14 protein-coding genes are annotated in these 13,944 nt (G+C 43.9%); all 14 read left to right on the top strand.

Annotated elements, in window-relative coordinates:
* Positions 1–117: 117 nt before the first annotated feature.
* The 14 genes from HP567_RS00965 to HP567_RS00905 all read left to right on the top strand — a co-directional run bounded on the left by HP567_RS00965 (position 118) and on the right by HP567_RS00905 (position 13,943).
* Complete coding sequence (locus HP567_RS00965) at positions 118–1,578, top strand: ethanolamine ammonia-lyase reactivating factor EutA (RefSeq protein ID WP_173610337.1); 1,461 nt, start codon at positions 118–120, stop codon at positions 1,576–1,578.
* Between the two features lie 20 nt (positions 1,579–1,598).
* The gene (locus tag HP567_RS00960; protein ID WP_173610338.1) at positions 1,599–2,960 is read left to right on the top strand and encodes an ethanolamine ammonia-lyase subunit EutB; all 1,362 of its coding nucleotides are present in this window, start codon (positions 1,599–1,601) and stop codon (positions 2,958–2,960) included.
* Positions 2,961–2,980: 20 nt separating this feature from the next.
* Positions 2,981–3,922, top strand: coding sequence for an ethanolamine ammonia-lyase subunit EutC (gene eutC, locus HP567_RS00955; RefSeq protein WP_173610339.1), 942 nt, complete (start codon positions 2,981–2,983; stop codon positions 3,920–3,922).
* A 20-nt stretch (positions 3,923–3,942) separates the two neighbouring features.
* Complete coding sequence (mdh, locus tag HP567_RS00950; protein WP_015893779.1) at positions 3,943–4,884, top strand: malate dehydrogenase; 942 nt, start codon at positions 3,943–3,945, stop codon at positions 4,882–4,884.
* 378 nt (positions 4,885–5,262) lie between these two features.
* Positions 5,263–6,636, top strand: a complete 1,374-nt coding sequence (locus HP567_RS00945; RefSeq protein ID WP_142497484.1) for a helix-turn-helix domain-containing protein — start codon at positions 5,263–5,265, stop codon at positions 6,634–6,636.
* Positions 6,637–6,794: 158 nt separating this feature from the next.
* Positions 6,795–6,920 (top strand): hypothetical protein, encoded by a 126-nt coding sequence (locus HP567_RS29800; RefSeq protein ID WP_255675221.1) that lies wholly within the window; start codon positions 6,795–6,797, stop codon positions 6,918–6,920.
* A gap of 156 nt (positions 6,921–7,076) precedes the next feature.
* Positions 7,077–7,367, top strand: a complete 291-nt coding sequence (locus HP567_RS00940; RefSeq protein WP_173610340.1) for an aspartyl-phosphate phosphatase Spo0E family protein — start codon at positions 7,077–7,079, stop codon at positions 7,365–7,367.
* 180 nt (positions 7,368–7,547) lie between these two features.
* Positions 7,548–8,903 carry a helix-turn-helix domain-containing protein gene (locus HP567_RS00935; protein ID WP_173610341.1) on the top strand — a complete coding sequence of 452 codons (1,356 nt, stop codon included), beginning with the start codon at positions 7,548–7,550 and terminating at the stop codon, positions 8,901–8,903.
* Between the two features lie 98 nt (positions 8,904–9,001).
* Positions 9,002–10,354, top strand: a complete 1,353-nt coding sequence (locus tag HP567_RS00930; protein ID WP_173610498.1) for a helix-turn-helix domain-containing protein — start codon at positions 9,002–9,004, stop codon at positions 10,352–10,354.
* 230 nt (positions 10,355–10,584) lie between these two features.
* Positions 10,585–10,890: an aspartyl-phosphate phosphatase Spo0E family protein gene (locus tag HP567_RS00925; protein WP_173610342.1), complete on the top strand. Its 306-nt coding sequence runs from the start codon at positions 10,585–10,587 to the stop codon at positions 10,888–10,890.
* A 23-nt stretch (positions 10,891–10,913) separates the two neighbouring features.
* A complete protein-coding gene (locus HP567_RS00920) occupies positions 10,914–11,660 on the top strand; it encodes a hypothetical protein (RefSeq protein WP_173610343.1) in 747 nt (248 codons plus the stop codon).
* Positions 11,661–11,706: 46 nt separating this feature from the next.
* The gene (locus HP567_RS00915) at positions 11,707–12,447 is read left to right on the top strand and encodes a hypothetical protein (RefSeq protein WP_173610344.1); all 741 of its coding nucleotides are present in this window, start codon (positions 11,707–11,709) and stop codon (positions 12,445–12,447) included.
* A 147-nt stretch (positions 12,448–12,594) separates the two neighbouring features.
* Positions 12,595–13,047 carry a hypothetical protein gene (locus HP567_RS00910; RefSeq protein WP_173610345.1) on the top strand — a complete coding sequence of 151 codons (453 nt, stop codon included), beginning with the start codon at positions 12,595–12,597 and terminating at the stop codon, positions 13,045–13,047.
* 407 nt (positions 13,048–13,454) lie between these two features.
* Positions 13,455–13,943 carry a hypothetical protein gene (locus HP567_RS00905; protein ID WP_173610346.1) on the top strand — a complete coding sequence of 163 codons (489 nt, stop codon included), beginning with the start codon at positions 13,455–13,457 and terminating at the stop codon, positions 13,941–13,943.
* The last annotated feature ends 1 nt before the right edge of the window (position 13,944 follow it).

Below are 13,944 nucleotides of genomic sequence, written 5' to 3'. Positions count from 1 at the left end.
GACAAGTAGATACGAAGAGAGCAAAGGCGCTTGAATCAGACCGGGAGCAAGGAACCGGCTGTTCAAGCGTTTTTTCGTAGGGCCCGTCTGACACGCCAATGGTTCAAGGAGGTTCATATGGACGAACAATGGATCCAAAGCGTCGGGATCGATGTGGGAACAAGCACGACCAAAATGATCGTAAGCCGATTGCGATTGGGTCGCATGTCCAGTACGTTTTCGCTGCCGCGTTATCAGATCGTGGAGCGACAATTGCTGTATGCGAGTGAAGTGCATTCCACACCGCTCATCGGATTTGATGAAATCGACGCTGACGGAATCGGAGCGATTCTTGCAGCTGAGTACGACAAGGCACAAATCAGCTTGTCCCAAATCAAGTCCGGGGCGGTCATCATTACCGGAGAAACAGCCAGCAAAAAGAACGCACAGCATATCGTTCATCTGCTGGCAGAACGCTCCGGGGATTTCGTGGTAGCGACAGCAGGTGCTGACCTCGAAGGCGTGCTGGCGGGCAAGGGCGCTGGCGCAGAAAAACGCTCGCAAGCCATGCAAGGTGTGATCGTCAATGTCGATATTGGCGGAGGAACAGCGAATGCAGCCTACTTCCAACGTGGCCGGGCGATTGCGACGGTAACGTTCCACGTCGGAGGAAGACTGATCCGTCTCAGTCCGCAAGGTGTCGTTCAATACGTGTCGCCGAACATTCAACAATGGCTGACGGCAAAAGGACTGCGTATTCAAGTCGGACAGGAAATCGGATTCGCGCAGCTCACAGAGGTTGCCGAACAGCTGGGACGCAGTATGCTCGATTATTTGACGGGGAAAGAGCGCCAAGTGTCAGGCTTGCTCGTAGTGGGACCGCATTTGCGCGATACCATCCCTGTTAACGAACTGACTGTCTCAGGCGGTGTGGGTCTACTCATGAGCGGACCTCCCGTCCAAAATATTTCGGATGCGAGCCGATACGGCGATTTCGGCCCACTGCTCGGTTATGTCCTCCAGCAGGAGCGCGAAAAAGGAACGTATCCGGTACAGTGGCTAGACCCGGATCAAACGGTACGGGCAACGGTAATTGGCGCGGGGATGCAGAGTACGGAGATTAGTGGTTCAACCGTGCATATCAAGCCGGAGCTGTTACCGATTAAAAATATTCCGATTCTCAAGCTGGAGCTTACCGAGGAACAATTGGCAGATGCCACACGACTGCGACAGGAAGTGGCTTCGATCTACCAATTGGGTGAGCGTCTGTTTGAAAAAACGACAGGGATTCCTTTCGCACTTGCGATCTCCGGCATCGGGTACTGCTCGTACGCTCTGCTGCAGACGCTGTCTCAGGAGCTGTCGGAGCAATACCGGGCGACTTTCCCCGAGAGTCAAACCATGGTTGTGATCTGTGAAACAGATATGGCGAAAGCGCTCGGGCAGGCCTTGGCGCTGCGTTGCAAAGGGGCACCGGAAATCATTTGCATCGATCAGGTGCGTGTGGAATACGGCGATTACATCGATCTCGGTGAGCCGATCTCGGGAACGATTATTCCCGTCGTCGTCAAAACACTTGCATTTGATGAGAGGCCGTAACGTAAGAAGGGGTGGACGTGATGAACACGAAAACGACTGTGCTTGGACAGACCTATCAATTTCGCGATTTGAAAGAAGTTTTCGCGAAAGCTAATGAAGATAAATCAGGCGACCAGCTGGCTGGTATCGCCGCTGCTGATTCCCGGGAACGTGTAGCTGCCAAGCAAGTTTTGGCTGACCTGACATTGGCGGATATCCGCAACAATCCGATGGTTCCGGCAGAAGAAGACGAAGTATCGCGTGTGATCGAAGAAGGGATCAACGAAAAGATTTACAACGAAATCAAAAACTGGAGCGTAGCTGAGCTGCGCGAGTACATCTTGAGCCATCAAGCAGGCGATAATGAACTCAAGCGAATCAGCCGCGGCTTGTCCAGCGAGATGATCGCAGCGACTGCCAAGCTCATGAGCAATCTCGACTTGATTACGGCTGCGTCCAAGATCAAAGTTGTGACGCATGCCAACACAGCAATCGGTCAGAAGGGCGTACTGGCTTCTCGTGTACAGCCGAACCATCCATCTGATAACGTACAAGGCATCAAAGCGTCTCTGTACGAAGGACTGAGCTACGGAATCGGCGATGCGGTTATCGGGATCAACCCGGTTATCGATACAGCGGACAGCGTCAAGGATATTTTGAACATGACCAAAGACGTGATGGCCAAGTTTGATATCCCGACGCAAAACTGCGTATTGGCTCACGTATCCACACAAATGCGTGCCATCCGTAATGGGGCACCAGCAGACTTGATCTTCCAAAGTTTGGCGGGCAGTGAAAAAGGAAACAAGGCATTTGGTATTGATGTAGCACTGTTGGATGAAGCAGATGAGCTGATGCGCAAAGAAGGCACCTCCTACGGGCCGAACTTCTGGTACTTCGAGACAGGCCAAGGCTCAGAGCTGTCTGCCGAGGCGCATCACGGCATGGACCAGGTAACAATGGAAGCGCGTTGCTACGGACTTGCTCGCAAGTACAATCCGTTTATCGTGAACACAGTAGTTGGCTTCATTGGACCTGAGTATTTGTACGACAGCCGTCAAGTGATCCGTGCTGGACTGGAAGACCACTATATGGGCAAAATGCACGGTTTGCCGATGGGCTGTGACGTATGCTACACGAACCACATGAAGGTCGATCAAAACGACATGGACAATCTCGGCATTTTGCTCTCGTCGGCAGGGGTTAACTTCGTAATCGGCGTAGCGATGGCAGACGATGTCATGCTCAACTATCAATCGACAAGCTTCCATGATATTGCGGCATTCCGTGAAGTGATGGGACTGCGACCTGCTCCTGATTTTGAAAAATGGCTGGAGAAAATGGGCATCATGGAAAACGGTAGGCTGACTGCAAAAGCAGGCGATCCGACAATCTTCATGTAAGATCAGGAGGTGAAAGACGGATGGAACAACAATTAGATTTCTTGGTAGATAAAGTAGTAGCAGAGCTGCAAAAGAAGCTGGGTGAGGCTACAGAACAAGCTCCGTCACCAAAAGCAGAGACAGGCTTGATCCAACTGAGAGCGGAGCCAAAGGCAGAGCCAGTAGCAAATGCGACAGCCGCACCGACACCTGCTCCTGTAGTGAATGAGCAGCCTGCTCCATCGACAGAACCAGAGAGAACCACACATGTACCGAATCCGAAGTACAAGGAAGGCTTGGATGAATTGCTGTCCAGCACGCCAGCGCGCATCGGGGTTTGGCGTACAGGTGTGAGACCTCTGACCAAAACTATGCTCGAATTGCGTCGTGACCATGCTGCGGCTGTAGATGCTGTATATGGCGAAGTCAGTCAAGCGGTGCTCGACCAGTTCTCTTTGTTCACAGTGGAAACACAGTATGACAACACGGAAAACTATTTGAAGCGCCCAGACATGGGACGTATCCTCACTGAGGAAGGCGTACGCATGCTCCAAGAGCGCTGCCAAAAGAAACCGCAGGTACAAATCGTGGTTTCGGACGGCTTGAGTGCTGCTGCGGTGGATGCGAACCTGAAAGACGTGCTTCCATCCCTGATGGACTCTCTGAAAAGCTACGGACTGACCTGCGGCACTCCGTTTTTTATCAAGGGCGGACGCGTAGCCAGTATGGATCACGTCGGCGAGATTTTGGAGCCAGAAGTATTGGTGCTCTTGATCGGAGAACGTCCAGGATTGGTTACGGCACATTCCATGAGTGCGTACATGTGCTACCGTCCACGCAAAGGTATGGTAGAATCAGAGCGTACAGTGATCTCGAATATTCATCGTCAAGGTACATCTCCGGTTGAGGCGGGTGCCCACATCGGGACTATTCTCTCCAAAATGCTGGAGCAAAAAGCAAGTGGTGTAAAACTAGTCTTGTAACATGACGAGGAGGATTCAGCATGACATTTCGCAGAAAAAAAGTAGCCGTAATCGGTAGTGGTTTTACTGGAGCGACAACTGCGTTCATCATGGCGCAAAAAGAGCTGGCTGACATCGTATTGGTCGATATCCCTCAATTGGAAAACCCAACGAAGGGGAAAGCACTCGACATGATGGAAGCTTCTCCAGTTCTCGGCTTCGATGCTAGCATCACAGGTACTTCTGACTACAAAGACATCGAAGGCTCCGATATCGTAATCATCACAGCAGGGATTGCACGCAAGCCAGGTATGTCCCGCGACGACTTGGTAGCAACGAATGCAGCCATCATGCGCTCGGTTGCTGAGCAAGTGAAAACATATGCACCAAACTCCATCGTACTCATCCTGTCCAACCCGGTAGATGCGATGACCTATACATTCTACAAAACGTCCGGCTTCCCGAAACACCGAGTAATCGGTCAATCCGGTGTACTCGATACAGCTCGCTTCCGTACGTTCGTAGCGATGGAACTGAATGTATCCGTGAATGACGTAACAGGCTTCGTATTGGGCGGTCACGGTGACGACATGGTACCACTCCTGCGTTACTCCTACGCTGGCGGCATCCCACTGGAAAAATTGATCCCACAAGATCGTCTGGACGCTATCGTCGAGCGTACACGCAAAGGCGGCGGCGAAATCGTAGCTCTCTTGGGCAACGGTTCCGCTTACTATGCACCTGCGGCAGCTCTGGTAGAAATGGCAGAAGCGATCTTGAAAGACCAGAAGCGCATCCTGCCATCCATCGCTTTGCTCCAAGGCGAGTATGGCTACAACGATATCTACCTGGGCGTACCAACTCTCTTGGGTGGAAATGGTATCGAGCAAGTCATCGAGCTGGATCTGACTGCTGCTGAGAAAGCGGCTTTGGATAAATCCGCAGATTCCGTTCGTGCGGTTATGAAAGTAGCTATGCCATAAGCACAGTATGAAAATGAAAGCTTCGCCAGATATCTTGGCGGAGCTTTTTTTACAATGTGGCTATAAGTAACTGTAGTGGTGGGGAAGAAGCGGATTTCCAGTCTACGCTTCGGCCTACGCCCTGCTGAGGGCGTGTACTGTTCGCTCCGAAATAAATAGCGGGAGCGCTTCAAAAGTAGAGTTTCGAGGCTGTATTCGCATGAAAGCTGATTCAACTGAGTGTAATTGTCACGAAGTGCAAACACCTGTAAGACATTGGAGGAATTGTGCGAAGAGTGACGAACTAGATTACAGAAATGTTAAGGATTGTAAAGAAAAATCTATCAAAAAAATATATTTTGTTGTAAAATTAAGGAAAAAAGTAGGGGTTGATTCTTTATGGGGGGGCTGCAAGGGACGATGCACTGGTCGCTGCGGTCAGAAATTGAAAGACACCGTAGAGAGTGCGGCTATACCTTGAGTAAATTAGGTGAATTAACGGGAATCAACCATGGGAGTTTAAGCGAAATCTTGAACGGAAATCCACCGCGGGCTATGACCATTGGTCAATTGGATGCGCTAGCGGCGGTGTTTGGTCGCGAGCCAGGTTGGTTGTACGAATTGTATACGGAAGAATGCATAACAGAGGGGCGAATATCGCGCCCTCGGTTGATACCTTATTTAGTTCGATGCGCGGAGGTTGGGCGGAAAGATTGCATCGAAGAGGTTGTTCCTAAATTGTTGGACAACCCTAAAAATATTTCGACTCTCTTTTTAGTGGCGGAACAGCTATATGAAAGTGGGAAACAAAAAGAGTCCGTACCTTTTTATCAGGCTGTCGTTGATAGCGAGAAGGATGGACATTCTGACCAATTCGTAATGAGTCAATATCGATTGTTTCGGGCTGCACTCGGGACCAATTCTGAAGAAAATGGGGAGGCAGTTATTCGGTTTGCTCCCTATCGGAATAGGCTTCCTGAGAACTATCAGTTGGATGCTTTATTTCAATTAGCGCGGGTTTGTTTCGCTTTACAGAAATGGAAGAAATCAGAGCAGTATGCAGATGAGTTGCGGTTTCTTGCAGAAACGATTTACATACATGAGTTGGATAGGTTGAAAAGAAACAAAAAGAGTGAGTTACCTGAGACAGACAGGCACTTGGTCTTTTATTATGCAATAGGACACCTATTCAAGGGCGCGGCATTGGAAATGCAAGGCCTGTATGCACAGGCAAAAACATATGTACAAGGTTACGCTGATTTGGGATGGTTTGAATTACTGGATGAAGTCGGGCACCAAGAGGTAGAAAAGTTCCGTGTTTGGGCAAAGGCAAACTTATACACATTAGAGGTACTAGCTGGCAATACAAGCATTATTGAGGAGTATGCAGACTATCTTGAAAGTCTTCCTACGAATGAAATACTTGCTGGTTTAATTTCTATTATGAAATCAGCTAATACGTACCAATTTTGTGTGGATGAGATATTAGAACGTTTTTCTTCGCATATTGCTAGTTTCGGTCAATTTAAAGAGGCTATTGGATTGGACAGACATCTCCAGTTTCGATATCAGACATCCATTTATGAGTTTGATAAAGGACGGATAGAAAGAGGAATCGAAGAAACTTTACGTTGCCTTTCCCTAGCAGATTTGATGAATCGATATGACGATACTCTTAAATGCGTAGCATTATTTGAAGAATATCGGCAGTATGCATCCACAACACAAGTGGAACAGTATCGAACAATTGTAACGGGTAAAAGAGCGATCTGATTATCCAAAGCTACATAGGGGTACCTAGTATTACATTCTCAAAGATGCACTGCAACAGTTATAGTTATGTTAGAGAATAGCGCTGATGCTTAGGATTTAGCATTACCCAGATTGTTGCATGTAAAATGTTATAAAGTAGAAAGAGGGGGATTAAAAAGATGAAGGGACTTATTCTCGCATTTTTTATTACGTTTGGACTTCTCGCAGGTATCCCGATTGATTTTGATTCAAGCCATTCCAACATGTATACAGCCAAGGCAAATCAGCATGGAACTGATGCTTAGGAATTTTACTGGGATTCTGGTTGTTAAATAGAGTGTTCTCCCCCCAAAACATCCCTCCGATGGGATGTTTTTTCTATTCAATTTTTCTTAATCGGTGAATTTCTGCACATCCCTGTATAGTAAATATATGTAATAAAATGTAAAAGAGAGGGGGCGTTGGACATTACTGCTATCGCAAATATTTTAGATAGGGATGTTTCTTTTCACAGTGGAAACTCCCCCAAAAGAGGAGCAGCATCAGCCCCTAAAAGTAAGTGTACGATCCGGGGCATGGTAAAGGAAATCGGTTGCCACTTAGAGTTGGATAATAGAATTGAACAGCTACGACAGGAAATGATGGAATTGGCAGGAAGGTATGGTCTTTCACATGATAAAGTTTTGGCTGTAAGCCAACAATTGGATAAATATATTGTCATTGCACAAAACAGATTGAAAACGGAAAAGTAAGGATAAGGTTACTTCTTCTCACACCTCAAGGCCCCAAAAACCCTTCCGTTACCCCATTGTCCGGGTATCTGCTGACTCCTAGGTCAAAATGTTATGAACTAGATGACGAAATGCTAGGAAGGTAAAGTAGTGTATTTCGAAAAAATGTAAAATAAAGTAAAAACGAAGGGATGAACCTTTATGGTAGGGCTGCAAGGGACATTGTATCAGTCACTGCGGTCAGAAATTGAACAATGTCGGAGAAAGCACGGTTATACATTAAGCAAACTGGGTGAATTAACGGGCATTAACCCCGGTAGCTTGAGTGAGATATTAAATGGAAATCCCCCGAGGGCTATGACCATAGGGCAATTAGATGCGTTCGCTGAGGTATTTGGACGTGAGCAGGGTTGGTTATATGAATTGTATACAGAAGAATGTTTATCGGAGCAGAGAATATCGCGCCCACGATTAATTCCTTATTTGACTCGATGCGTGGAGGTTGGGAGAAAGGATTGCATAGAGGCTGCCGTTCCCATATTGCTGGAGAATCCGAAAAATATCTCAATTTTGTTTGCACTTGCAGAACAGCTATATGAGAAAGGGCAACGGAAAGAATCGGTGTCCTTTTATGAATATGTCATTGAGAATGAGAAAGATAGCTTTTCTGACCACTTTGTGATGAGTCAGTACAGGCTCTTTCGAATAGTCGTACAAGGAACGAATTTTGAAGAAAATTTGAAAGCAGTTATTCGATTTGATCCGTATCGAAGGCGCTTACCGGAAAATATCCAGTTGGATGCTCTTCTGCAATTGGCCAATGTTTGTTATACGTTGCATAAGTGGAGGCAAATGGAGCATTATGCAGATGAATTAAGAGAATTGTCTACAATTGTCTATGAGGATGAGTTGCGGAGGCGAAAAAACAACATACCGAGTGAAATGTTAGCAACAGAACGTCATCTGGTTGTGTACTATGGACAATCATTTCTCATTAAAAGTATAGCATTAGAAAAACAGGAGTTGTATGTAGAAGCGAAGCGATATGTTGAAGGATATGCTGATTTAAGCTGGTTTGAACTCTTGGATGAAGTTGGACAAATCGAGGTGCAGAAATTTCGAACATGGGCAACAGCCAATTTGTACACATTGAATATCCTGATGGGGGATGGTGACGTCATCCCTGAGTATATTCAATTCCTGGATGATCATCCAAAAGAAATACTTTCCGGTTTAGTAACAATTGTGAAAGCGGCCAATGAACATGGTTTTTCCATCGATTCAATATTTGATAAGTTTGCAGAAAATATAGATAGTTTCATAGGACGCATAGACGCTATCGGCATGAGTGAACATATCCAGTTTCGGAATGAAATGGCGAAATACTTACTAGAAAAAGAGAAGTATGCAGAGGGGCTTAATGAAACGTTTCAGTGTCTCTCTTTATCGGATATTACTAAAAACTATAACAATTATAGCAGTTTGTTCAAATTATGGGTGTGGGTATCAAAGTCGTTAGTGGATAAGCAACAAAGTAGGCAGGGTGATATATGTTAGGCTAAAAATATCCGAATTAGAGGATATTTTTCTATTTGGATATTAGAAACTGCTAGTTCCTTTAAAATTCATAAAATAAAAAACAAGGGAATTATGCTATATGGGGGGCGCAAGGGACATTGTATCGGTCGCTGCGGTCAGAAATCGAACAAAATCGGAAAAAGCATGGCTACACATTAAGCAAGCTGGGTGAATTAACGGGCATTAACCCCGGGAGTTTGAGCGAGATTCTCAATGGTAATCCGCCGCGTGCAATCACCATTGGTCAGTTAGACGCGCTAGCCAAGGTGTTTGGTCACGATCCGGGTTGGTTGTATGAATTATACACGGAAGAATGCATATTAGAGGGGAGAATATCGCGCCCCCGATTAATACCATACTTGATTCGATGCGTGGAGGTTGGGCGAAAGGATTGCATAGAAGCTACTGTCCCCCAAATGATGGAGGATCCGAAAAACGTCATGATTCTTTTTGCCCTTGCAGAACAGCTATATGAGAAAGGGCAACTGAAAGAGTCGGTGCCCTTTTATAAATATGTGATTGAGAATGAAAAAGATAGCTACTCTGACCACTTTGTAATGAGTCAGTATCGGTTATTTCGTGTTGTACTTGGGACAAATGCAGAAGAAAATTGGGAGAATGTCATTCGGTTTTCTCCTTACCGAAACCGGCTTCCTGAAAACTATCAACTCGACGCCTTATACCAATTGGCGAAGATCTGTTTCGCTTTGCAAAAGTGGGAAAGATCAGAGCAGTACGCAGACGAATTAAGGCTTCTGGCAGACACTGTTTACAGGCATGAATTGGACAGGATGAAAAGAAACAAAAAAGGCGAATCTCTGAAAACGGAGCGCCATCTTGTCTATTATTACGGATTGGGCCATTTATATAAGAGCGTTTCACTGGAAATGCAAGGACTGTATGAAGAGGCGAAGAAGTATGTGCAAGTTTACGCTGATTTAGGATGGTTTGAATTACTTGATGAAGACGGACGTAAAGAGGTAGAAAGATTCAAGGTATGGGCAAAGGCGAACTCCTACACATTGGAGGTGTTGTCTGGCAATAGTAGCATCATTGAAGAGTACGCTGACTATCTCGATAGTCTTCCCACCAATGAAGTTCTTGCTGGTTTAAATGCCATTATGAAATCCGCTAACACCTACCATTTTTGCGTGGATGAGATTTTAGAGCGCTTTGCCTCCCAAATTTCTAGTTTCGATCAATTTACAGAAGCAATAGGATTGGATCGACATCTTCGGTTTCGATATCAGATGGCTATTTATGAGTTTGGTAAGGGAAGGATAGAGAGAGGAATTGAAGAAACGATATATTGCCTTTCACTAGCGGATTTGACGAATCGACACGACGAGACCCTTACATACATAGCACTGTTTGGATGGTTAGGGAATATGAATAAGCGAATAGGTAACCAAAACAAATTAGGTGACTAGTATACTGTTAGGTCATTGTGAATATATCGTAGGTTGATGAAACATCCTCTGTCAGGATGTTTTTTTATTCCGTTTTTTGCAGTTGGTAAAAACTCGCATATCATTTTATGGTTAATTATGTAACAAATCTCAAAATAAGGAGTTGGGGGTGATAATCTATGAAGCAATAGAAATCTAAGAACATCTCTAAAAAGAGGAGCCACGAATAATCTGGTGGTAAAGGAAGTAGGGTGAGTCTTATAGCAGCAATTGCATTTAAAAAGGGCGTTCCACCCCTTCGACAGGTTAAAGGAACGCCCGCAGGAGGAGCAGTTAAAGCTCCTATAAGTAAATGTATCACGCTACCTCTAGATCGGGAAGGAGTAACCTATCACGATATTGATCATTTGAAAAACATTGTGGAACAATTGCGAGAACAATTGGTGCAAATGTATTTAGAGAAGAATGATTTCTTGAATGATGAAGTCGTAGCATTAAGCCAGCAATTGGATCAGTACATTCTGGTAATTCAATCTAAATGCTATTACCTTGAGTAAAATTCTGGTCGGGGGGTTGAGGTATGCGAAAAGTTATTTCAAGTATTGTATGCGCATTGACCTTAGTTGTTTCAACGTTTTCATTTGGTCACGGATATGCAGCTGAAAAGCAGGAAAAGGTGATGTATAAAACTGAAATGAAATCAGAGAAAGAACTTCGTAAAGATGCGTTGGCAGGAAAAAAAGATTATGACTTTAAGGACATTAGATTCCAGTTACATGATGAGAAAGGGAATGTAGTTAAAGACCTAACTAAATATAGTCACTATACCGTTCAAAAATTAAAGGAAACACAAGTAGGTCAGCAGGTAATTAGCGATTATGTACTTTATGCAGTTTCAGATCCGTCTGATTATGATAACCGCGATCAGGATTCTAACCCAGCTCTAAACTTTCAACAAACTGTTTGGATGTGGACGAGCATCATTAAGGAAAATAATATAGATGTTTGGGGAAAAGCTACTCGTTATGAAGCAAGATGGGATCTACTAGATAGAAACGGTTTAACAATAAAATCAGGAGAATTTACAGCGAAAGCATATGGTAGAAGTAAATCTAATGGTACAACCTTAAATTACAGTGATCCAAAAACGTACACCCCACCAGCTTGGGGGACAAATTATGTCAAGAAGCCGACATGGGATTACGTTCGGATTGACGATTCATATGGTGTTTTCGGTGCTAGATTGAAAACCTCCTACACTGCTCGTACATCCACCGGTACACTGTACAGCACTGTTATTGTTGGTAGCGGCAGCATTTCATGGTAAACACCATGAGTTAACTCTACTCATTTTCATTCAAGGAGGTTGTACAATGAAAAAGGTTATTGCAAGTATGATTTGTGCATTAGTCTTAGCTGCTTCAACACTTTCATTTGGTCATGGATATGCAGCTGAAAAGCAAGAAAAGTTGCTGTATAAAACTGAGATAAAATCAGAGAAAGAACTTCGTAAAGATGCTTTGATAGGAAAAAAAGACTATGACTTTAAAAACGTGAAATTCGAGTTAAAAGATGAGAAAGGGAATGTAGTTAAAGACCTTACTAAATATAGCCACTATACAATTCAAAAATTGATGGAAAGACAAGTAGGTCACCAGGTAATTAGTGATTACGTACTTTATGCAGTCTCAGATCCTTCAGGATATGACAATCGGGACCAAGATTCTAACCCAGCTCTAAACTTTCAACAAACAGTTTGGATGTGGACAAGCATTATTAAGGAAAATAATATTGATGTGTGGGGTAAAGCTACACGTTATGAGGCTAGATGGGATTTACTAGACAAGAATGGTTTAACAATAAAGTCTGGAGAATTCACTGCAAAAGCTACTGGAAATAGTAAATCTACTGGAAAATACATGAACTATAGCGATCCAAAAACGTACTTTCCTCCTTCCTGGGGCCAAAGTTATGTTAAGTCACCATCATGGGATTATGTCCGCATTGATAATCAGCTTGGAGGATTTGGAGCCCGTCTAAAAACTTCTTATACCGCACGAACGTCAACGGGTACCATCTATAGCACGGTTTCTGTAGGGAGTATAGCTTGGTAAGATTCCAACATGAAAGTGAACGGTCTTTGATAGGCCGTTCATTTGATTTCATATCTTTAAACTTGAAAACTAATAGAATGGATTACGATGAATATAATACTTGCTGTAGCATAGACTTAATCATACTTTGAGATAGGAGGTTTACCTTTGAAAAAAACGATACTAGTATTTCTTATTCTCCCACTTCTTTTACTCGGTGCTTGTTCCGAAAAGGAATGGTCCTACAAGTACGAAGGAGCTACTGACAATTGGAATGGAGTTACTGAAATTTTTCACGATAAAGAAAATGGTGCACGCTTTGTAGGTAAAATTAAGTATTTAGGAAATGGTGATGTTAAGAAGCTTAAATTTATTTCTGAATTAACCCAAACAAGTCAACAAACAGGTAGTGTTCAAACCCCCAATTTTAAAGAGGGTTATATCATCATCTTTCAAGATGTACCTAACACGGATAGCACCAAAAATGATTTTAAGAATGGAGTAACGGACGAAGAAGTAAAATCTTTTTTTGGTGACTATCCTGTTTTCAAAATTGATTGGACTGATGAGGAAGGTATAGATCACACCGAAACTATTTACCTAAAATATGTGGCTCAATAATAAAAGCAACAATGGCTAGGAACCTTTTGATAGCTTCCTAGCCTGTGTTTGACAAGCGGCTTTGATGTTCAAATCGACAAAGGTACAAAACTGTTCAAGGACCTCTGGGCGCAAGCACCTGTTACTCAACCCGCCCTGTTTAGTGGTATCAATTATAACAAAACTGTTACTTCAAACGGTGTAACCTACAAAAACTACATCTGGACAAAGAACTGGGGAACTTGGGCGTTGTACAAATATACACCTCATGCTTTGGACATTAATCTGCTCCCAACAATCGGTGGAGGTAACTATTTGTTCTATCAAATATTTAAGGGATATTGGGGAACAGATTGGACATAACAAGATTGGGAAGCAACCTTCATTAAAGAGTGAAGGTTGCTTCCGCACATAGAGGAGGATAAGATATGATTCATGCTCGATATATAACCTTATTTTTTGGGTTGATCTCTTTTTTTGTGTTGATCATGGGGTGCTCCGAACGTACTGGTACCCCGGTGAGCGAAACAAATTTGAAATCTATTTTTCCAAAAGAAATATGGGTACAACTCTATCGTGAAGACTCGATAAAAGCTCAACCAGAACTAATTGCTGAGTACTTCGAAGATCCAGACTTAAACAAAATCCTGAATTGGATACATGAAGGGGTAATAAGCGACTTTGAAGGAACCATTGCTTCCCTGTCTATATTGCAGTTTGAATATGGAACGAAGGAAGGTGCGGCAGAGGCCAAATATATAATGTACGCCGCAACCAAAGAGGGGGGTTACTACATCAAACCATTCAACATAACTCCTCATTTTAATCTTGATTCCTACAAACAAGAAGATGGAGACAAATTAATATCCTTATTGGGCAAAACAGAGTGGTACAAAGTTGAAAGAGCGCCCTATTGAT

The sequence above is a fragment of the Brevibacillus sp. M2.1A genome (assembly GCF_013284355.2).
Classification (GTDB): domain Bacteria; phylum Bacillota; class Bacilli; order Brevibacillales; family Brevibacillaceae; genus Brevibacillus.
Note: the sequence above shows the minus strand (reverse complement) of the source record. Positions and strands in the feature narration are given on the sequence as shown.

What these genes read in the sequence shown, in the direction of transcription:
- HP567_RS00915 (WP_173610344.1), top strand. Translation starts at nt 11,707, where the DNA reads ATGAAAAAGGTTATTGCAAGTATGATTTGTGCATTAGTCTTAGCTGCT.
- HP567_RS29800 (WP_255675221.1), top strand. Translation starts at nt 6,795, where the DNA reads ATGAAGGGACTTATTCTCGCATTTTTTATTACGTTTGGACTTCTCGCA.
- HP567_RS00960 (WP_173610338.1), top strand. Translation starts at nt 1,599, where the DNA reads ATGAACACGAAAACGACTGTGCTTGGACAGACCTATCAATTTCGCGAT.
- eutC (WP_173610339.1), top strand. Translation starts at nt 2,981, where the DNA reads ATGGAACAACAATTAGATTTCTTGGTAGATAAAGTAGTAGCAGAGCTG.
- HP567_RS00935 (WP_173610341.1), top strand. Translation starts at nt 7,548, where the DNA reads ATGGTAGGGCTGCAAGGGACATTGTATCAGTCACTGCGGTCAGAAATT.
- HP567_RS00945 (WP_142497484.1), top strand. Translation starts at nt 5,263, where the DNA reads ATGGGGGGGCTGCAAGGGACGATGCACTGGTCGCTGCGGTCAGAAATT.
- HP567_RS00905 (WP_173610346.1), top strand. Translation starts at nt 13,455, where the DNA reads ATGATTCATGCTCGATATATAACCTTATTTTTTGGGTTGATCTCTTTT.
- HP567_RS00920 (WP_173610343.1), top strand. Translation starts at nt 10,914, where the DNA reads ATGCGAAAAGTTATTTCAAGTATTGTATGCGCATTGACCTTAGTTGTT.
- HP567_RS00965 (WP_173610337.1), top strand. Translation starts at nt 118, where the DNA reads ATGGACGAACAATGGATCCAAAGCGTCGGGATCGATGTGGGAACAAGC.
- mdh (WP_015893779.1), top strand. Translation starts at nt 3,943, where the DNA reads ATGACATTTCGCAGAAAAAAAGTAGCCGTAATCGGTAGTGGTTTTACT.